The sequence below is a fragment of the Cytobacillus sp. FSL R7-0680 genome (assembly GCF_038009245.1).
Lineage (GTDB): Bacteria > Bacillota > Bacilli > Bacillales > Cytobacillaceae > Cytobacillus > Cytobacillus kochii.
Window position 1 is genome coordinate 4,089,313 of the sequence record NZ_JBBPAO010000001.1, and the last position, 18,734, is coordinate 4,108,046.

22 protein-coding genes are annotated in these 18,734 nt (G+C 35.8%); 18 read left to right on the forward strand and 4 right to left on the reverse strand.

The features are described 5' to 3' along the window. Positions 1-32: 32 nt before the first annotated feature. The 14 genes from MKY26_RS20495 (at position 33) to MKY26_RS20560 (ending at position 10,492) form a co-directional block, all read left to right on the forward strand. A complete protein-coding gene (locus tag MKY26_RS20495) occupies positions 33-1,142 on the forward strand; it encodes a M24 family metallopeptidase (RefSeq protein ID WP_341098468.1) in 1,110 nt (369 codons plus the stop codon). Between the two features lie 207 nt (positions 1,143-1,349). Beyond that, positions 1,350-1,586 (forward strand): hypothetical protein, encoded by a 237-nt coding sequence (locus MKY26_RS20500; protein ID WP_095370681.1) that lies wholly within the window; start codon positions 1,350-1,352, stop codon positions 1,584-1,586. A gap of 236 nt (positions 1,587-1,822) precedes the next feature. Beyond that, entirely contained in the window at positions 1,823-2,959 is a 1,137-nt protein-coding gene (solA, locus tag MKY26_RS20505; RefSeq protein ID WP_095370680.1) for an N-methyl-L-tryptophan oxidase, read from the forward strand. A 116-nt stretch (positions 2,960-3,075) separates the two neighbouring features. Continuing rightward, positions 3,076-3,801, forward strand: coding sequence for an MOSC domain-containing protein (locus tag MKY26_RS20510; protein ID WP_341098469.1), 726 nt, complete (start codon positions 3,076-3,078; stop codon positions 3,799-3,801). A 22-nt stretch (positions 3,802-3,823) separates the two neighbouring features. Continuing rightward, complete coding sequence (locus tag MKY26_RS20515) at positions 3,824-4,273, forward strand: DinB family protein (protein WP_157733805.1); 450 nt, start codon at positions 3,824-3,826, stop codon at positions 4,271-4,273. Between the two features lie 55 nt (positions 4,274-4,328). Then, positions 4,329-4,880 (forward strand): thioredoxin family protein, encoded by a 552-nt coding sequence (locus MKY26_RS20520; protein ID WP_095370677.1) that lies wholly within the window; start codon positions 4,329-4,331, stop codon positions 4,878-4,880. Positions 4,881-4,893: 13 nt separating this feature from the next. After that, positions 4,894-5,964 carry an NAD(P)H-dependent flavin oxidoreductase gene (locus MKY26_RS20525; RefSeq protein ID WP_095370676.1) on the forward strand — a complete coding sequence of 357 codons (1,071 nt, stop codon included), beginning with the start codon at positions 4,894-4,896 and terminating at the stop codon, positions 5,962-5,964. Between the two features lie 113 nt (positions 5,965-6,077). Further along, entirely contained in the window at positions 6,078-6,695 is a 618-nt protein-coding gene (locus MKY26_RS20530; protein WP_095370675.1) for a nucleotidyltransferase domain-containing protein, read from the forward strand. Continuing rightward, positions 6,673-7,113, forward strand: coding sequence for a GNAT family N-acetyltransferase (locus MKY26_RS20535; RefSeq protein ID WP_341098473.1), 441 nt, complete (start codon positions 6,673-6,675; stop codon positions 7,111-7,113). Before MKY26_RS20530 ends, MKY26_RS20535 begins: the two co-directional genes overlap by 23 nt. An 89-nt stretch (positions 7,114-7,202) precedes the next feature. After that, positions 7,203-7,355, forward strand: a complete 153-nt coding sequence (locus MKY26_RS20540; protein ID WP_341098475.1) for a hypothetical protein — start codon at positions 7,203-7,205, stop codon at positions 7,353-7,355. Further along, positions 7,336-7,992 carry a GntR family transcriptional regulator gene (locus tag MKY26_RS20545; RefSeq protein ID WP_341098476.1) on the forward strand — a complete coding sequence of 219 codons (657 nt, stop codon included), beginning with the start codon at positions 7,336-7,338 and terminating at the stop codon, positions 7,990-7,992. Before MKY26_RS20540 ends, MKY26_RS20545 begins: the two co-directional genes overlap by 20 nt. A 41-nt stretch (positions 7,993-8,033) precedes the next feature. Then, positions 8,034-8,441 carry a CidA/LrgA family protein gene (locus MKY26_RS20550; protein WP_233435314.1) on the forward strand — a complete coding sequence of 136 codons (408 nt, stop codon included), beginning with the start codon at positions 8,034-8,036 and terminating at the stop codon, positions 8,439-8,441. After that, positions 8,411-9,103, forward strand: a complete 693-nt coding sequence (locus MKY26_RS20555; RefSeq protein ID WP_095370672.1) for an LrgB family protein — start codon at positions 8,411-8,413, stop codon at positions 9,101-9,103. Before MKY26_RS20550 ends, MKY26_RS20555 begins: the two co-directional genes overlap by 31 nt. 204 nt (positions 9,104-9,307) lie before the next feature. Then, positions 9,308-10,492, forward strand: a complete 1,185-nt coding sequence (locus tag MKY26_RS20560) for a cytochrome P450 family protein (protein WP_341098477.1) — start codon at positions 9,308-9,310, stop codon at positions 10,490-10,492. A gap of 396 nt (positions 10,493-10,888) precedes the next feature. Here MKY26_RS20560 and MKY26_RS20565 read toward each other — a convergent pair whose 3' ends face one another. Further along, positions 10,889-11,338, reverse strand: a complete 450-nt coding sequence (locus MKY26_RS20565) for a hypothetical protein (protein WP_328198880.1) — start codon at positions 11,336-11,338, stop codon at positions 10,889-10,891. A gap of 700 nt (positions 11,339-12,038) precedes the next feature. Between MKY26_RS20565 and MKY26_RS20570 the strand changes: the two genes are divergently transcribed. Beyond that, complete coding sequence (locus MKY26_RS20570; protein ID WP_180317014.1) at positions 12,039-13,052, forward strand: DUF3231 family protein; 1,014 nt, start codon at positions 12,039-12,041, stop codon at positions 13,050-13,052. Between the two features lie 73 nt (positions 13,053-13,125). Here MKY26_RS20570 and MKY26_RS20575 read toward each other — a convergent pair whose 3' ends face one another. Continuing rightward, the gene (locus tag MKY26_RS20575) at positions 13,126-13,977 is read right to left on the reverse strand and encodes a LysR family transcriptional regulator (RefSeq protein WP_095370668.1); all 852 of its coding nucleotides are present in this window, start codon (positions 13,975-13,977) and stop codon (positions 13,126-13,128) included. A 132-nt stretch (positions 13,978-14,109) separates the two neighbouring features. Between MKY26_RS20575 and MKY26_RS20580 the strand changes: the two genes are divergently transcribed. From MKY26_RS20580 to MKY26_RS20590, 3 genes are all read left to right on the forward strand, one after another. Continuing rightward, a complete protein-coding gene (locus MKY26_RS20580) occupies positions 14,110-15,207 on the forward strand; it encodes an NADH:flavin oxidoreductase (RefSeq protein WP_341098480.1) in 1,098 nt (365 codons plus the stop codon). A 164-nt stretch (positions 15,208-15,371) separates the two neighbouring features. Then, a complete protein-coding gene (locus MKY26_RS20585) occupies positions 15,372-16,097 on the forward strand; it encodes an alpha/beta fold hydrolase (RefSeq protein ID WP_095370666.1) in 726 nt (241 codons plus the stop codon). A 69-nt stretch (positions 16,098-16,166) separates the two neighbouring features. After that, positions 16,167-16,733, forward strand: a complete 567-nt coding sequence (locus MKY26_RS20590; protein ID WP_341098482.1) for an AAA family ATPase — start codon at positions 16,167-16,169, stop codon at positions 16,731-16,733. 270 nt (positions 16,734-17,003) lie between these two features. On the opposite strand, the gene MKY26_RS20595 is transcribed toward MKY26_RS20590, so the two are convergent. Beyond that, complete coding sequence (locus MKY26_RS20595) at positions 17,004-18,137, reverse strand: zinc-dependent alcohol dehydrogenase (RefSeq protein ID WP_340977751.1); 1,134 nt, start codon at positions 18,135-18,137, stop codon at positions 17,004-17,006. Between the two features lie 68 nt (positions 18,138-18,205). After that, the gene (locus tag MKY26_RS20600; protein ID WP_341098485.1) at positions 18,206-18,700 is read right to left on the reverse strand and encodes a DUF3888 domain-containing protein; all 495 of its coding nucleotides are present in this window, start codon (positions 18,698-18,700) and stop codon (positions 18,206-18,208) included. Positions 18,701-18,734: the final 34 nt, after the last annotated feature.

Sequence of the window (18,734 nt, forward strand, 5' to 3'; positions counted from 1 at the left end):
TTTTACCTATACTATAAAAGGGGGAATTAAAAATGAGTATTTACCAAAAAAGGTTAAAACAATTACAGTTATATTTAAATGAGCAGAAACTTGATTTTGCTATCGTCACTCAACCTAAAAACATATTCTATTATTCTGGGTTTAATAGTGAACCGTATGAAAGATTCATGGCGATTGTTATTGATCTACAAAAGAGTGAGGAGTACTTATTTGTGCCAGCATTAGACTATGAAGCAGCTAGCGAGCATTCGTATGTGAAAAACATTATTCCGATTAGTGATGATGAAAATCCATATGAAAAATTAAAATCAGTCATCCAAGTGAATAATCAAATAGTAGGATTGGAAATAAAAGAGATCACACTTTATCAACAAGAACAACTTAAAAACGTTTTTCCGCATTTTAATTATCAAGATATAGGTAGGTTCATAGCAAACCAAAGAATGCTGAAAACGCCAGCTGAACGGACAAAGGTTTTACATGCAGTAACAATTATTGAAAAAGTACTGGCTGATGGATTGAAGAAAATTGAAAAAGGGATGACAGAGCTCGATTTGGTATCAGAGTTTGATTATTTAATGAGAAAGTTCGGTGCCGATGGTCCTTCATTTTCTACAACGGTCCTCTCAGGTGCAAAATCATCTTTACCACATGGGCATCCTGATCAGAACAAGCTCCAAAAAGGTGACTTTCTTTTAATTGATATGGGGGTTGTTGCGGATGGGTATTGTTCCGATATCACACGTACTTTTGTTCTAGGAGAACCAACGACTAAGCAAAAGAATATCTATGAAATTGTAAGGCAGGCTACACTTTCGGGTGTTTCAACAGCTCGTGCAGGTATCCCAATCGGCTCGATTGATAAAGCAGCTCGCCGTGTGATCCAAGAGGCAGGCTATGGACAATATTTTAATAATCGCGTGGGCCATGGATTAGGTATTGATGTTCATGAAGAGCCTTCTATTCATGAAAAGAACGATCGTTTAGTTGAAAAAGGTTTACTTTTCACGGTAGAACCTGGGATTTATATACCGGGATTTGGTGGGGTGAGAATTGAAGAAGACGTCTATATAAACGAAGAAGGAACGGCCGAAATTCTTACATCTTTCCCAACAGCATTGCAAGTAATTGACCGTTTTTAACTTAGTTTAACGATCGTTTTTATCGAAATAATTTGGATTACAACCACTTTACTTATGGTAAAAGGTAGTTTATCGAAATAACTTGCAGATCTTCTATATTAAAATGCCATACATATCTCGTTTGGATATTTTATCCTTTCTTAATCCACGTATAAGAGTACCTCGCTAGTTTATGTTATTATGGTTAAAACGAAGCGGAGGGAAGGTGTGAACCTTTTGCATTGGATGATTCTATTCATCATTGTTTCCGGTTTTATCACAGTTGCTTCTATGAAAAAAAGGATGGAGAATAAACTCGCGAGGCTAGTGGCTCAAGGTGAAAATGGGGCGTACAAAAGAAATAGAGATATGCAAGCAATTATATACTGGATTTTAGGTACAGTAGCCTGGGGTGTCGTAAGTATCTTTCTTATTATATGGTCATTTAATGATTTCTTCGAATAACAGATTGGTTTGTAAAATAAAACACTTTGATTGTTTAGGAGTTTATATTTTATAGAATCAATCTTTTTTTTGTTAATTTTTCCTACACGACTACTTCCTTTAAGAGATTGTTAAACAATTGCAACAAATTTCGACAAAAGTCTTCCCGTTCCTGTGGTATATTGGCTAATGGTGATAGTATTTAGAAAATTAAATAAAAGAACACTTATAGTTTAGCATCTTGGAGGGGATAAAAATTGCATTACGATACAATTATTATCGGCGCAGGTTCGATGGGGATGGCTGCAGGTTATTATTTAGCGAAAGAGGGCAAAAAGGTTTTGCTTATCGATGCAAATAGGCCACCTCATCAGAAAGGAAGTCATCATGGTGAGACGAGAATCATTAGATATGCTTATGGTGAAGGACATGCTTATGTGCCACTCTTGTTAAAGGCTAAACAACTATGGGAAGAAGTAGAGAAAGAATCCGAAATGGAGTTGTTTTTACAAACAGGTGTTTTAAATATTGGTAGCGAGACTTCTCTTTTTATGAAGGAGGTCAAAACAAGTGCGGAAAAATATCAGTTACCACTTGATGTTTACACACATGAAACGGTCAATACTAAATGGAGTGCATTACATTTAGATGATGGAATGGTTGCTTATCATGAGCCGACATCTGGGGTTTTGAAGTGTGAAGATTGTATTGAGGCTTACCGGAGACTTTCTTTGTCCTATGGTGCTAAAATCGTGACTGATAGCGTAATTACTGACTTATCTATTATAGAAGGGATTGTTAATATTGCTACACAGGATGGTCATTATTCAGGAGACTCGTTAATTGTATCAGCAGGAGCTGGCACAAATTCCATCCTTAGTTATCTGGACTTGCAGCTTCCATTAAATCCGATTCGGAAAACTTTCGCTTGGTATGAAGCACAAGAGGATGTTTATGAGGCGAAACAGTTTCCAGCCTTTACATTTGAATCGCCATTAGGTCATTATTATGGCTTTCCTAGTATAGATGGTTCAGGATTGAAACTAGGAAGGCATGATGGAGATGTTCAGAGAATAGAGAGTAAACAAGAAGTGCAGCCTTTTAATGAGGATGATGAGAGAGAGCTTACAACATTTCTAGGGAGATATTTCACTGAAAAAACAAATTTACAATTTGGTAAAACCTGTATGTACACAATGACACCAGATGAGCATTTTATTATTGATCAACATCCTCAATATGAGAATGTTGCAATTGCAGCGGGATTTTCCGGTCATGGATTTAAATTTAGTAGTGTAGTTGGTCATGTTTTAAGCGAACTAATCCAAGGAAAAACTTCGTCAGTGGATATTTCCCCTTTCACAATTGAGAGATTTGCTGAATTGAAGCGATAATAATGAGGGAAATGTCGTTAATCAGATACTTTCCTGGGAAATAAGAGGAATTATGTCGGAGAGGGATAGAAGAAGGTTCAAGTTTCGACACCAGGTCATAGAGGAGGTGTAAGAGCATGCAAAAAATTGGTGTTCTTTCGTCATTACTACGTTATCCTGTCAAGTCATTTGGTGGTGAAAATGTTGGGTCCACTAGAGTCTTACCATACGGTGTGTATGGCGACCGAAGCCACGTCATTATAGATAGGAGTAGACAAGGAAAATACCTTACGATCACTCAATATCAAGAAATGGCAGCATATCAAGCCACTTTTGTCAGTGAGGAAAATGAAGATACATACCCGGAGTTACAAATACATACAGCAAATGGAGAGAGGTACGGGTGGAATGATGAGAGGTGGAGGCAAGATCTTCGTCTGAAAAGTGGAAGGGATTTATCTTTTCATTCTTTTACGCCATCCTATGTACCCATTGGGGCTATTGAAGAAGCTCCCCTTTTGTTAGTAACACATTCATCACTACAATATTTAAGTAAGCAACTTGGAAAAAGTGAAATCGATCCGAAGCGTTTCCGTCCCAACTTTATTATCCATACTGATTACGATAGGCCATTTTCGGAACATGATTGGATCTCCAACCAAATGAAAATAGGAGAAGAAGTGGTGATAGAGATAACTAAGCCTTGCGAACGTTGTATGATTATTACTATTGATCCGAAAAATGGAAAAAGGACACCTACCATACATAAAGAGATTATTAGAACCAATCATAATCATTTTGGTGTTTATGCAAAAGTGATTCAAACGGGGAACGTAAAGCTTGGTGATGAGATTTGGCTATAAATGACTGATGAGGGGTGATACAGTGCAATCGCAAAAACAAGCGATGATCCGCCATCATGAACAGTTTATTAAATTTATAGAATCAATCCCAACAAGCCATTGGCGGAAAGAAATAAATGAAGGAAAATGGTCGGTCGCTGAAGTGGTAGGTCATTTTATTCCGTGGGATGAATTTATTTTAAAAAAGCGTCTACCATTTGTTTTATTACACCTTCCTCTACCAAAAGCTCCTTCTGCAGAAGAAATGAATCCAACAGCCGCGGAAGCAGCAAGAAATCAATCGCAGGAGACAATCATTGCAGAATTGCTTGTAAAAAGAAAACTAATAATAGAAAGAATCTCTAAAATTCCAGATTCGTATTGGCAAAAACCATTAATCATTGGCAATAAGAAAATAAGCCTATATGATTATCTCATCGGGCTTGCTGCACATGACGAACATCATATGAAGCAAATTAGTGCCATACTTTAATCGTTCAATGGTATGATATGATTGGATAAAAACGTAAGAGGGATGTGCAAAGGAAATGGAATTAAGAGAATGGTTTGAAAAGGGTTTAACGAAAGAGCAATATCTAAATCATATGCAAGTAAACAAAGAAGGTATGCTTACCATTTATGAGGGTTTTTCACTTAGTGAAGAAGAAAAGGAAGCATTACAAGAGGTCAAGCAAAAAAATCTGCACGCCATTGTCCTTACTGAGGATTGGTGTGGCGATGCGATGATTAATAATCCTGTTCTATTAAAAATTGCTGAGGAAATCGGTATGGAAGTACGGTTTGTTCTAAGAGATAGTAATTTAGAATTAATGGATCAATACTTAACAAACGGAACAGCACGAGCAATTCCTATTTTTGTATTTATTGATGAAGCAGGTGCAGAACAAGCTGTATGGGGCCCACGTGCACCAAGATTGCAAGATTATGTGATGGAGAGAAGAACCTCCCTACCTGCTAAGGAAGATCCAAGCTTTGAACAGGCTCAAAAAGAGCTTTATAAAAGCATTGGAGAAACCTATCAATCTGATCCAAGTTTATGGCATAGTGTGGCTGAGAGCATTATTGCAAAATTAAAATAAGAGGTGAGGGGAAATGAGTTGGAACCAAAATAGAATAACAGATATGTTAAAGGCGAAATACCCAATATTCCAAGCACCAATGGCAGGAGGAGCGACGACTGTTGATTTAATTAGTAGAACCTCTATGTATGGTGGTGTCGGAAATATCGGAGCGGGTTATATGAGCCCAATGGATATGGAAACGATGATTCATGATATTCGTCAAAAAACCAATCACCCTTTTGGCATCAACTTATTTATACCTGGGAATGATATCGCTTTCACAAAAGAAGAAGAAGAAAGGGCGATTGAATCACTAGAAGTATTTCGTAACGAACTTCAAATTGATGCACCGCTTCAATTACCAAGAAAAGATCACCGCTTATTTTATGAACAGCAATTAGAAGTTGTGATGAAATCTTTTGTTCCGATATGTAGTTTCACATTTGGTATTCCAGAAGAAGCAGTGATAAAAGAATTACAAAAAGAAGGAACAAGAGTAATCGGTACAGCGACATCAGTAGAAGAAGCTGTTCTCTGGGAAGAGAGAGGTTGCGACCTTCTTGTTGTACAAGGGAAAGAAGCAGGCGGTCATCGTGGTACTTTTATCGGTGATGCACTTGATTCCCTTATTCCGTTAGTTGACCTTATTCCAGCAGTTACGGATGAAATCAGTATTCCAGTCATTGCGGCGGGTGGCATAATGGACGCTTCGGATGCAGAAGTTGCCTTTCGCTTAGGAGCTGAGGGTGTTCAATTAGGTACTGCTTTTTTAGCAACAGAAGAAAGTGGTATTCATCCCGCTTATAAGAAAATGCTTGTCTCTTCTAATAAGAAAACAAGCTTGACAGAAGCCTTTTCGGGTAAATGGGCAAGGGGGATTCACAACCGTTTTATGGAGCAAATGAAAAACCAAACTAGCTTACCTTATCCACTTCAAAATGACTTAACACAAGCGATAAGATTAGTGGCAGCGAAACAAAATCAGACTGACTTCATGTCACTTTGGGCAGGAGAAAGTTATCAAAAGGCTACTCTTCAATCTGTAAAAGTACTCATGGATAATCTTGTTGCAGGGTTGGATCAGCAATTGGATGATGAATAAAGATTAAATTACTCACGCGTGGGAGATGAGACCACGCGTTTTTTATCTTGACAAAACCTCTTACATTTAATAAAGTCAAATAATTTTTAAAAATGAAATAGTTGGAGGTTACGATGTTATTAGAAAGAGCAGGGAAACGAAAAGAGCGCGCTAAACAAATATTGAAGGAGCTTTCTTTACTTGAAAGGTGGTCTCGAATAGGAGAAGTATATGTAGTGGGAGCCTATGCTTATGATTTAATGGTCGATTGTGATATTGATATCGAAGTCTTTTGTGATGAACCTAATGCCAATCAAGTGTTTAGTATGTTAGCGGAGATTGTTGACCACCCACAAGTAGTAGATATTAAATATCATAATTACCTGAATGAATCATTTAATGGTCTCTATTTTAAGATTTTATATAAGTATGATAATCTAGAAGTTTGGAAAATTGATATGTGGTTATTTCCAAAAAGTCATAAAGGACCTTTGTCTAGGGATCTTGTGAAGGAAATGCAATATTCGTTAACACATGAATCAAGAACACACATCCTATCAATAAAAGAGGAACTCTCTAAGAGAGAATTAACCTACCCTTCCATTTTTGTGTATCGAGCAGTCTTAGAAGATGGAATCATAAATAGTGAGCAATTTTACGATTGGTTAGCTGACCAAGATATAACGCGATGGACGCATTGGAAACCAGCAAGAAAAGGAGAGAAATATAGTGGAGATCAGAAAGCCAACTGAAAAAGAGGTAGAAAGTATTTTAAAGTTATCTGTTCAATCAGTGTATGAAGGTACATTAAACCGTTCTAAACCGGAAGAGCGTAAGCTGAGAGAGATGGTTGAATCTATAAGAAGTAACGGGGGAGAATATCTTGTTGCTGTAGAACATGAAGAAATAATGGGATGGGTGATGCTTGGTGGAAAAAGAGACGAAATGACCGAGCAAGAAATTGGCTTCATTTATGAATTGTATGTGCAAGAAAACAATAGAGGAAAAGGAATGGGTCGGCAATTAATGATGGCAGCGATGAAGGAGCTAAGAAAACAACAGTTCAAAGAATTTCGATTAACAGCTTATCACGGTAACCCAGCCATTGGATTGTACGAGTCACTGGGATTCCAACCCAGAAATATTTCAATGGAATGGAAGCAATCATGATAATCTACGGTAAGTAAGATATTTTGTTTATTGAGACTCTCATCTGGGGAGTCTTTTTCTTGTCATAATAAGTTGGTGTGAAATATATAATGATGATAAAAAAATATCAAGCATATATTCCTTACAACCACCTATTGTTGTTTATTGCAACAACTGGTATACTTTCTTGGTTGGCATCTGGTATACCAGATGCAGATACCAAATTTTCAAAGGGGAGATTGTATGGTTTTTCAAAAGGTTGAACAACCACCTTCTTTTAAGGAACATGCCTATCGTGAAATAAAAAGAGCGATTATTCAACATGATATTGCACCAGGCTCAACAATTCATGAACGTACCTTGAGCGAAAGCCTAGGGATTAGCCGGACGCCTTTAAAGTTAGCACTTCAACAGTTAGAAATGGAAGGCTGGGTACAATCATTACCGAGAAAAGGGATTTCAGTGAAAGAGATAGAGCGTAAAGATGTCAATGAAGTATTTCAATTGCGAAAAGCGAATGAAGCGCTCGTCATTGAACTTTTAATCCCATTATTAAATCAGGAGATGCTACATAAACTAGAGGAAAAGGACCAGCAACTTTTTGAATTGAAAGAGGATCCTGTCGCATTTATGTATCATGATTCTGCTTTTCATTTATTTTTAGCAGAGTTAACAAATAATGGAAGATTGTATCAAATTATTCGTAATTTAATAGATTATGTGAATTGGTATGGGTTATATATATTAAATAAAAGAGTGAGTATCGAAACGGTTTATAATGAACATCAATTGATAATAGAAGGGTTAAGGTCAGGAGATATTGATCGCACAAAAACGGCTATGGTTAGACATCTTGATCATTTTTATTCTGAAATGATGGCCAATCTATCATCCTATTAATAGAAAGAAGGGCAGTTGCTCAGGAAAATAGAGCAGCGTGAATGATGAAAGTTTTATTGGTTATTTTACAAGTATGTATTTTATATATTTTTTCCTTTATAGGAATCTCTATTCAGCATTTTTTCTCATTAACCATACCAGGAAATATTATTGGTATGTTGTTATTATTTGTTTGTTTATGTTTTAACATTGTGCCCGTCAAAATGATAGAGAGCGGTGCGCAGTTTCTTCTTAGTATTCTGATGTTGTTTTTTATTCCAGCAACGGTGGGGGTCATGGATTACCCAGAATTACTATCTGTGCGCGGATTATTACTGATTATTGCGATATTGGTGAGTACAATAATTACAATGGCAGTATCCGGTAAAACAACCCAGTATTTTGCGAAAAAGACACAACAAAGAGAGGCGGATCAAGCATGCGAGACATCTTCTTCTCAATCTCTATGATTCTTCTCACTTTAGTTATCTATTTCGTTGTTTCATCGCTATATAAAAGGTATCCACTACCCATCTTGTTACCAATTTTGTCAGGTACAGTTCTAATGATTATCATTTTAGTAAGCTTAGGTATTTCATATGATAAATACATGGAAGGTGGGCAGTTCATTACATCATTATTAGGTCCGACCGTTGTTGCCCTAGCCTATCCATTATACAAACAACGTGATTTTTTGAAAAAATACCTTTTTACGATTATAGGTGGGGCGTTTATTGCAACTCTAACAGCGATGTTAAGTGTGGGTCTCCTTGGAAAGGCACTTCGTATTGATTCTGCACTAATCATTTCAATGCTACCAAAATCACTTACAACACCTGTCGCAATAGAAGTAGCTAAAGTGTTAGAAGGGAATGCTTCCATGGCAGTTGTCGGGGTAACGATTACGGGGATCTTCGGCGTAATAATTTCCCCCTATATTTTTAAATATTTGAGGATTTACACATCTATTGGTCGTGGAATTGCACTTGGCGGCACCTCGCATGCAATGGGTACGGCAAAAGCGGCTGAATATGATGAGCTCGCTTTTTCCATTAGCTCCATTACTATGTCTATATGTGCCATTATTGGTTCAATCATCGGACCACTCATCGTTTGGGTCTTGCAAATGTAAGCTTCTATTATAATAGAGGCTTTTTTTGTTTAACGAATTCATTCTGATTGTGTTAAATATATCTTAGACGAGGGATGAGATGCCTTTACTGTCAGTTAGGCTATTTATCAGTTCATTTATCGTATCAGTTTATACGCAAATTAAAGGGTTTTCAACGATCGCCAAGAATAGATACAGTACAGAGTCAATAAAGGAGGAAGCGATTTGCCACAAAAAACAGATGAGATTTTCTCACATCAGTTTCATCAAAACCCTTATGATTATTACAAAGAAATTAGACCACACCAGCAATTTACAAAGGTGAAGTTATTCAGTGGTATGGAGTCTTGGATGGCATTTAGTTATGAAGCGAGTGAAGCGGTGTTAAAAGATCCACGTTTTATAAAAGATATGAGAAAAGTCTATCCAGACGAAATAACAGATGAGAATATGCCACCGATTGCGAGTAGTATGTTATTTGTTGACCCGCCTGACCATAGAAGGTTACGCAATCTTGTCCAATATGGCTTTGCGCCCAAAAAAATAAATGCGCTTAAAGGAAGAGTGGAAGAGATTGCTCTAGAACAAGCGGAACTAATGAAGGGAAAAGAGACGGTTGATTTTATAGAAGTGTATGCATTTCCGATTCCTATTCGTGTCATCTGTGAATTGATTGGTGTGCCTGAGGCAGATCAAATGGATTTTCAACGATGGTCACATGTGTTAGTAGATGTAATGGATCCCGAAGATCACGACGAAGCGATGGGCGAATTCATTGTTTACTTAGAAAATTTAATTGAACAAAAGAAACTTACTCCGCAGGCGGACTTACTTTCTGATTTAATTCGAGCGGAGGAGGATGGGGATAAATTATCGAAGCGTGAGCTAATCGGTGTCATCATGTTATTAATCGTAGCAGGGCATGAGACTACAGTAAATTTAATCGCCAACGGGTTACTCGCCTTATTGTCACATCCCGATCAGCTACAATTATTAAAAGAAAACCCTGACTTGATGCCACAGGCAATTGAAGAACTTTTACGATATAACGGGCCGGTTGAGTTCAGTACGGATCGTTGGGCGAGTGAGTCTTTTACCTTTATGGGCCAGGAAATTGCACAGGGTGATCATGTCATTGTTTCTCTTGCTTCAGCTGATCACGATCCGCAAGTTTTCTCAAATCCAGAGCAGTTAGATATTACAAGAGAGAAGAGCCCGCATATTGCCTTCGGAAAAGGAATTCATTATTGCTTAGGTGCACCATTGGCAAGATTAGAAGGGGACATCGCTTTACGTATATTATTGCAGATCTTTCCCAAAGTAAGCTTAGCTGTCCCCGAGTCTGAACTAGAGTGGAGACAAAGTATCATTATTCGTGGGTTAAAAACCATGTTTATTAACTTAAAATAAAAACTAAGAGGATAAACAAAATCTCTTTGTTCTTGGGTGCTTTATGGATAAATCGCAAAAAATGACGTGTGAACAGGTGCACGTCATTTTCCTTTTTTATTCCTATTTTAGGTTTTCATTGTTCTTGATTTTATATTTAATGTAGGACAAACCACCAGTATAAGAACACCTAAATAATCTAAATGGTGCAGATCAATGAAAAGTTGAAAATGAATAGGAATATCATTGTAATTTCTTGTGAAGAAACAAGAATATGGTAATACTTTGCTAGCTACCTTCAATAGAAGAAATATTTATGTGTTACGCTATACTGTCTAACAATGGAGAAGGAAAATCAACAGAAACTGAAGTTTGGATTGGGAGTTACAATGTTTCTAAGTCATTAGCATTTAATGATTACTTAAAAGGTATTAACTTCATAAATATATTTCCTATAATTATTCCAGGAATTACACATAACATTGGTAACCAAACAGGTCCCAATAGTATACCGAAAATCGTGAAGTCTACCGAAAAAAGCAAACCAGCTGTAACAAAATAACCCGAAAACACAAATGGGATGAAAGAATATTTACTTCCTACACCAGATTCTTTATAAGCATCCCAAATCGCATAGAAATATAAACAAGGATAAAACATAAGCCAGTGATAATTTGCTTGTTCTATAGCCATAGGAATATTCCCTTTAAAGCTATATATAATGATTTCATTAAAGTTTGATTTAATGTTTATAAATATTTCTAGCATGAGAAAAACGGTGCCCTTAAATAGTTTTCCATTTAAATATTGTCCAAGTCCTGGTAAAGCAATACTCCATAATATTTTCTCTAGTGGAGAATATTTCATACTGTTCCACCTTTACAAGCATTACTTCTTTTTCAAAGGATTTAAGCTGGAAAGTAATCTCTCTATATAATTGAGATAATACCTTCATTTGAGAGCGACCGTTTTTTCCAGAAGCGGTTAAAATCCCCTTACTTCTTTCGATTGTGCCACTTGACTAGAGATGAAGGTTTTTGCCGCCTTTCCTTTTTTAGCATCAGTTGTAAGACACTATGTCTTCGCCTCTTTATACAGTTTCATCACACGGAATTAATGTAATTTAATTATATGTGGATAATTGCAAAATACGATTTCATTAAGTCCAATTTGAACTGTAATACCCTAAATTTCGTATGATCTTGTTTCTCCTGCTTTGCAAAAAAAGTAACAACAAGTTAAATATTTCTTTAATGGATTTATCCACAACTATAGTCATCAGACTATCCATTAACTATATCTTTATTGTTTGATTCATATATGCTCCCCATATTTGTCCTTGTCTTTAGAGAAGTAAGTCTAAGATTATTATTCATATTATCACCTTAAATCTATCATTTTCAAACTCCCAATAAATTATGAGTTTAAGTTAATTATTACCTTTATCCTTTTTAAAACAGGGTTTTTACAATGCAATTGAATTTCCTTTTTATCCTTAATAACTTTGGCATCGAATATTACTTGGTGAATGGGACACCTTATGAGTAAAAACTGCGAGGAGTCAAAAATGAACAATACATCTAATGCAAAATTAACTTCTGCTGAGATTGCAGCATTATGGACACAGTATATGAACGAAACCGCAAGTATTTGTATTCACAAACATATGTTGGAACATATAGAGGATACTGAAATAAGAAGTGTATTTGAATATGCAATGGCCCTTAGCCACGAACATACACGAAAAATTAAAGAGTTCTTTAAAAGTGAAAGTTTTCCGATTCCCATTGGATTTTCTGACAATGATTACATACCAAATGTACCTCGCGTTTTCTCTGATGTTTTTTGTTTAAATTATTTAAACATTATGTCCATACATGGTTGTAATGGTTATAGTGGTGCAATAACTACATGTACTAGAGTAGATGTTCGAAATTATTTTAGTGAATGTATAACTACTTCGGTGGAATTGTGTAACCAAACGAAAAACTTACTTTTAGAAAAAGGATTGTATTTGCGTCCCCCTGTGATTACCCCTCCAGATAGAGCAGAATATATAGATGATAAAAGTTACTTAACGGGATGGTTGGGAGAAAAAAGGCCATTAAGCTGCATTGAAATAGCAGATATTTATTTTAATTTAAAGAAAAGCATATTTGCTAAGGCATTTGTAGTTTTTGCTCATCAAGTGGCAAAATCAAAAGATGTAAAAAAATTATTAAAGAAAGCTGTAAAGACAAAAGAGAAGCATGTAAGGACGTTTTTTGAAGTTTTTCTAGCAGAAAACCTCCCGAATCCGTCTATTTTTGATGCTGAAATTACAGATTCGACGAACTCACCATTCTCTGAGAAACTCATCATGTTCCAAGTAGGATTTTTATTTTCAACAGCAATGGTGTATTACGGGACCGGTTGGGCTACTTCACCAAGACGAGATTTATCACCAAAATACATGAAAGCAATTGCAGATGATTTAGATATTGGTAATGAATGGATTAATCTAATGATTAAGAATCGTTGGATCGAACAACCCCCATTGTCTGAAGATAGAAGTAAATTAGCAGAACAAAAAAATGAATAGCTACCAATAGGTGGCTTTTTCTTCTTAATACTAATAGGAAGGCAAATAAAAAAAGAGCTAAGAAGCTCTTTTTTTATTCCCAATGACTTGCATGCTCTTGAACGATTTCCATCATACACTTTATCGATGGAGAAATCCATTTATCTTTATGATGCGTCATATAAGTTGAAATCGACGATTGCTTATTAGATACCTTTTCCCCCTTAAACACCCCATTTTTCAATTCTTCTTTCACTGAGAACAAAGGCACTAATGATATGCCCAACCCATGTTTAACACAATGCTTAATGGCTTCAATGCTCTGAAACTCTAAACTAGCTTCAATATCTAACTGGTTTAATTTTATATACTCATCAAAAACAGACTTGTAACTACATCGTAAATCAGAATACAATGCGGTTCTGGAGAAGTCTTTTTCATTGGGGCTAATTAATACCATTTTCTCTCTAATCAATTCCTTAATAAATAAATCTTCTTTTATCCAATCTTCTTTTTCCAAAATGAGTGCTAAATCAATATCTCCGCTTTGTAGACTCTTAGTAACATCATAGTTCTCTAATGATTTAACATGTAAATTAACCTTTGGATATCTCTGTTTAAATTCAAGTAGAATAAGTGGAATTCGACAGATGGTCAACGATTCCGATATACCAATGGTTAGTTGACCCTGTGGTTCTTTATCTATATTTAAAGATTGATTGTAAAGTTCAATAATTTGGGTAGCATATGGATAGAATTGTTTTCCAAAATGCGTTAAAACTACCTTTTTTCCTAATCGGTCGAACAAAGGATTGTCTAACTCTTTTTCAAGCTCTTTAATGTGTGTTGTAATAGAGGATTGTGAATAGCCTAGGTGTTGGGCTGTTCTATTAAAACTACCTTTTTCTACTATAGTTTTAAATGTAATTAATTGACGTAGCTCCATATTTATACCCCTTGTTGGTTCAATATTATTGAATGTTTAATTTTAATATATTCATTTTACTAAACTACATACTTCATTTAAGCTATTTACTAAGAAGTTGTCAATTATCAAATCAACAGGAGGAATCTTAAGATGGATAAAAATATTTTGTTTCAATCATTCAACATCAACAATACAGAACTTAAAAATAGAGTAGCGGTTGCACCTATGACGCGAATTAGTGCAGACCAAGAAGGTTTCATTACAGACAGAATGATTAAATACTACCGTTCTTTTGCAGAGGGTGGCTTTGGGCTAATTATTACGGAAGGCACATATATAGATGACGAGAACAGTCAAACGTATCAGTTTCAACCGGGAATTGCATTGGATGGACAAGCGAAAGAATGGAAGAAAATTGTTGATGCTGTTCATTCAGAAGGTGGAAAGATCTTTATGCAATTGCAACATACCGGACCACTTTCCCAAGGAAATCGATTTACTGAAGAAACCATAGCGCCATCTGCTGTTCAACCGAAAGGAGAGCAATTAAAATTCTATCTTGGAGAAGGTCCATTTAAACGGTCAAGAACCATTACAAAAGAGGAAATGGTAGATGTTAAATACAGTTTTGTAGAGGCGGCAAAAAAAGCAAAATCTGCTGGTTTTGATGGTGTAGAATTGCATGGTGCAAACGGATATTTATTAGATGCTTTTTTAACAGAGTACACGAACGTTCGGACAGATGAATATGGGGGGAGCACCGAAAATAGAGTACGGTTTCTTGTTGAAGTTGCCAACGCTGTAACGGAAGCCGTTGCGGATGAGCAGTTTATTGTTGGGATGAGAATTTCACAATCACAAGTCAATGACTACTTTTATAAGTGGTCAGGCAAAGAAGTAGATGCAGAGATCATTTTTAGTGCATTAGGTAAGTCAGGATTAAATTATATTCACGTAACAGAATTTGAAGCTTGGCAACCTGCCTTCGAAGGTAGTGAGACTTCTCTTGTATCTCTTGCAAAAAAATACAGCGAATTACCGATAATCGCCAATGGACAACTCGAAAATGTAGATAGAGCAATTGAAATGTTAACCGATGGAGGTGCCGATCTAGTAGCTCTTGGTAAAGGAGCCTTAGCTGATCATGATTGGGTTAAAAAAGTTCAGCAAGGTGAAGTACTTTCTACATTTAATGCCGAAGCAACACTTCATCCCATAGCCAATATAAAGGATTTTGAAATAGAATAATACTAACTTGAAAAGTGAAATCGTCATGAGTTTCCTTATTGAACTAACAGTTAAATAAGGAAGCTCTTTTCTTATGGAACAATGGGGGCAGGTTTGTTGAATAAGATTTTTAGTAATGTTAAATTTTAACTTAAGATAGTCGGCAAAATGATAGGAGTGAACCAATGAACAATGAAATGTTTATACATATAAGTAAATGTAAATTATATGCTAAATTGGTGGGAGAAAATAATGGAAAGCCAACAGTCATAATGGATGCCGGATATGGAGACTTTTCTAAGGCATGGAATTCAGTATTAAGAGAGATTTCAATGCTCTCTAGTGTACTAATTTATGATAGAGCAGGACTTGGGAAAAGTGAACCAAGTTCTAGTCCCAGAACTAGCAGTGAAATGGTAAAAGAATTAAAGGAACTTCTTAGTGAAGCTAAGATTAAGCCTCCCTACATATTAGTAGGTCATTCGTTTGGTGGAGTAAATATGCGGATGTTTGCTACTGAATATCCAAATGAAGTTTGTGGACTAGTCTTGATTGACTCTACTCCAGAAGAATACAGAGAGCGTTTTCTCCCTACAATGTCAAAAGATTTTCAACAAGCATATAAGAGGCAATTCGTTTACGAAGGAAATTATGGAGAATTTATGGAAAGCCTGAAGCAGTTAAAAGACACTAGAAAAAAATTAAATGTCCCATTAATTGTTCTATCTGCGGGTCAGAAAGCTCATTATTCTATAGAATCACAAAAGTTATGGAATGAAATGCAGGGAGAGATTCTCGAAATATCCTCTGAAGGAGAATTAATAATTGCTGAAAATAGTGCTCACTATATACAAAATGACGAACCGAAAGTCGTAGTCTATGCAATAAAAAAGTTAATTGAGAATAATTAGTTTAGCTGCTAATTTAAGCAGCTTTTCTTATAGAATAAACGGGGCAGTTTAGTTAAAGGAGATAATATTATGAAGAGGTTAGTGGTTATTACTGTGGGCAAGACTCATTGTGGGAAAAGTACTTTTGCAAGAGAATTAGAAAATGAATTAGAAAACTCTTTTGTGTTAGATCAGGATAATCATGCTGAATTTGTTAATAGGCATTACAAAAAAATACAACCAAAAACTGAACCTAATACTCTTAAACATTCCATATCCAAGTTAATTGCTGAATATGCAATAGAAAATACGGATCTTCATATTATAGTTAGTAGTGCAAATAGAACTAGAAAAGGTAGAAAGTATTTGCTTAAAGAAGTCTATAATAAAGATGAGTTTATCCGTATCTTGGTGAATTTTGATATTCCAGATGAAATTCTAAAAGAACGGGTTATTAATAGTAAAAGAAATACCAATATATTAAGAGGTGCATATTCTAATTTTGAGCAAGTGCTTATTCGGCAACAAGCTGAATCTTTACATGAAGATGTAGTTGACCCAGGAGAAGGGGAAGCAGACTATTTATATATAATTAAAAATAGCAAGGAGGTTAATTCTACCATCAAAGAAATTGTTAAAATATCTAAATGTAAATGATTATCTCTCATTTTTATAATTAAGTTTCTTCTTGAGCTAAGGGGTGCTAATGTTCAAATTCAGCTACCAAATTAACTAACTAGGAATAAATTTATTGAAAAAAAGAAACTGTCATCTCACTTGAGGATTACAGCTTCTTCATGTTACGTGATGATATTTGATCGTTATTTGTTAACTCGTTATTCCGCTGACATTCTCAGTTTTCTTACAATATAGGACTAAAATTGCAGATACAAATGAAAAGCCATTTTTTCATTTCATTGTCATTATTTACGGTTTTAATACTACCTTTATACATTGATCTTCGTGGTTATTAAAAATCTGGTATCCATGACTGGCATCTGCTAAAGAGATTTTATGTGTGATAATCTCTTTAGGATTAAGCTTTTCTTCTTGTATCATTTGATAAAGTTCTGGCATCAGATGAATGACAGGAGCTTGCCCCATTTTAAGCTGTATATTTCTGACCCAAAATGGACCAAGTGGGAATGCGTTATAATTGCCTCCATATACGCCAGTCAATTGAACTGTTCCGAATTTCCTTACGGCTTTTGTGGCAATTTGGATGGGTCCTAAAGTGCCGCCTTGTAATTTAAGTTTCTGTTCAAGAAATTCTACTGGAGATTTTTTTCCGTCCATTCCAACGCAATCGATGACAACATCCGCACCACCATTGGTGATTTCTTTCAAATGCTCCCCCATATCAGGATACTTTGTAAATTCAAATGTTTCTACTTTGTTCATTTTTTTTGCATGATTCATTCGATAGTCCAAATAATCGATTGCAATTACTCTTTTGGCTCCCATCATCCAGGCAAATTTTTGAGTCATTAGCCCAACTGGTCCGCAACCAAGAACGATTACTGTATCTCCTTTTTTTACTCCAGAGTGAAGTACACTCCAATAGGCAGTAGGTAATACGTCAGATAAAAAAAGCAGAGATTCATCTTCTAATTCACAATCTTTAGGCACAATAAAAGGGGTGAAATTTCCAAATGGAACTCTCAAATATTCTGCTTGTCCTCCAGGATAGTTACCAAATTTCTCTGCATAGCCGAAGTATCCACCTGAATCATAATGAGGGTTAGAATGATCGCATTGGCTTTCCATTTGGTGTTCGCAGTAGAAACAATGTCCACATGATACGTTAAAGGGGATAACAACCCGATCGCCTTTTTTAACCCTTGTCACATCTGGACCTACTTCTTCTACGATTCCCATTGGTTCGTGACCAATGATATAGCCTTCCGGTAGTGGCATATTTCCTTGATATAAGTGAAGGTCTGATCCACAAATAGCCGTTGAAGTTATTTTTACAATAAGATCGTCTTTCTTTTCTATCTTTGGATCGGCTACCTTTGTTACTGCTACTTTTTTAGGTCCCTGGTATGTGACAGCTTTCATGGTTATCACCTCTATATGTTTTAATGTTTATTCTTTCAAATGTGGAGGCTATTATGCAAAAAAACGCCTTATTCGGCGTTTTTGTTCGTTTCTATTTTTTCTTTAGGTTCATGATGTTTAAACTCGATTAATTCAACTTTAGAACCTGCCACAGCTTGCTGGCTAAATACTTTGTTGTTATCAAGTGGTGTGACACCAAAGCTGATTTTATCAATACCAGTGGGTTCCGTTTGATCACCTTCGTAAGTATTGACGATGAAAGTTAATATATAGGGGTGACTCAGTTTATTTTCTTCTTTAGATTGTACGATTTTTACCAGTGCATGAGGGTGCTGACCTTTTGTATGATACTGCACCTTCATGGAATCGTTTTTGTAATAGTTGCTGACGGCTTTATTTATTTCTTCATCAAATTGGTCGAATAGAAATTGGTTAAATGCCTCATGCATCCCGTGCATTTTATGACTACGGTGTTTATGGTGGCCCTCGGCATTCGCTATAGGAGTCATGACACTAATTGCAAGTAAAACAATGGACATAAACGTTAGGATTTTTTTCATCATATTACCTCCTTTTTATTAAAATTTGTATATATAT

What these genes read in the sequence shown, in the direction of transcription:
- MKY26_RS20495 (WP_341098468.1), top strand. Translation starts at nt 33, where the DNA reads ATGAGTATTTACCAAAAAAGGTTAAAACAATTACAGTTATATTTAAAT.
- MKY26_RS20510 (WP_341098469.1), top strand. Translation starts at nt 3,076, where the DNA reads ATGCAAAAAATTGGTGTTCTTTCGTCATTACTACGTTATCCTGTCAAG.
- MKY26_RS20520 (WP_095370677.1), top strand. Translation starts at nt 4,329, where the DNA reads ATGGAATTAAGAGAATGGTTTGAAAAGGGTTTAACGAAAGAGCAATAT.
- MKY26_RS20525 (WP_095370676.1), top strand. Translation starts at nt 4,894, where the DNA reads ATGAGTTGGAACCAAAATAGAATAACAGATATGTTAAAGGCGAAATAC.
- MKY26_RS20530 (WP_095370675.1), top strand. Translation starts at nt 6,078, where the DNA reads ATGTTATTAGAAAGAGCAGGGAAACGAAAAGAGCGCGCTAAACAAATA.
- MKY26_RS20540 (WP_341098475.1), top strand. Translation starts at nt 7,203, where the DNA reads ATGATGATAAAAAAATATCAAGCATATATTCCTTACAACCACCTATTG.
- MKY26_RS20545 (WP_341098476.1), top strand. Translation starts at nt 7,336, where the DNA reads ATGGTTTTTCAAAAGGTTGAACAACCACCTTCTTTTAAGGAACATGCC.
- MKY26_RS20550 (WP_233435314.1), top strand. Translation starts at nt 8,034, where the DNA reads ATGATGAAAGTTTTATTGGTTATTTTACAAGTATGTATTTTATATATT.
- MKY26_RS20555 (WP_095370672.1), top strand. Translation starts at nt 8,411, where the DNA reads ATGCGAGACATCTTCTTCTCAATCTCTATGATTCTTCTCACTTTAGTT.
- MKY26_RS20565 (WP_328198880.1), bottom strand. Translation starts at nt 11,338, where the DNA reads ATGAAATATTCTCCACTAGAGAAAATATTATGGAGTATTGCTTTACCA.
- MKY26_RS20570 (WP_180317014.1), top strand. Translation starts at nt 12,039, where the DNA reads ATGAACAATACATCTAATGCAAAATTAACTTCTGCTGAGATTGCAGCA.
- MKY26_RS20575 (WP_095370668.1), bottom strand. Translation starts at nt 13,977, where the DNA reads ATGGAGCTACGTCAATTAATTACATTTAAAACTATAGTAGAAAAAGGT.
- MKY26_RS20580 (WP_341098480.1), top strand. Translation starts at nt 14,110, where the DNA reads ATGGATAAAAATATTTTGTTTCAATCATTCAACATCAACAATACAGAA.
- MKY26_RS20585 (WP_095370666.1), top strand. Translation starts at nt 15,372, where the DNA reads ATGAACAATGAAATGTTTATACATATAAGTAAATGTAAATTATATGCT.
- MKY26_RS20590 (WP_341098482.1), top strand. Translation starts at nt 16,167, where the DNA reads ATGAAGAGGTTAGTGGTTATTACTGTGGGCAAGACTCATTGTGGGAAA.
- MKY26_RS20595 (WP_340977751.1), bottom strand. Translation starts at nt 18,137, where the DNA reads ATGAAAGCTGTCACATACCAGGGACCTAAAAAAGTAGCAGTAACAAAG.
- MKY26_RS20600 (WP_341098485.1), bottom strand. Translation starts at nt 18,700, where the DNA reads ATGATGAAAAAAATCCTAACGTTTATGTCCATTGTTTTACTTGCAATT.